Origin of the sequence: Microvirga pakistanensis, from assembly GCF_004458765.1 — a bacterium.
Taxonomy (GTDB): Bacteria; Pseudomonadota; Alphaproteobacteria; order Rhizobiales; family Beijerinckiaceae; genus Microvirga; species Microvirga pakistanensis.
The window spans coordinates 1-223 of record NZ_SPJX01000358.1 but is presented as its reverse complement, the minus strand read 5'-3'; the positions used below and the strand labels follow the sequence as shown (position 1 = coordinate 223).

Genomic DNA, 223 nt, shown 5'->3' with positions numbered 1-223 from the left:
GCGCAACCGTGGCATAGCGCATGAACGTTGCACTGCCGGTGCCTGTGTCGGGAATAGACTTGCTGTAGTAGCCCGCCGGATCGGCCGGTGGCCCGCGCCACTCAACCTCCGTTCCCGCCTCGGCAAGGAGCGCATCGAGGGCCGGACGATCGGGCAGGCTTTCCGCGTCGGGGAAGCGACCACGAACACGGGCCCGCAAGGCATCCACACCAAGGCCCCTGAT

General features: G+C 67.3%; 1 protein-coding gene. It reads right to left on the bottom strand.

The window, feature by feature from the left end:
- Positions 1–223, bottom strand: a 223-nt coding sequence (locus tag E4K09_RS18175; RefSeq protein ID WP_134499191.1) for a hypothetical protein, incomplete at both ends; no start/stop codon positions are given.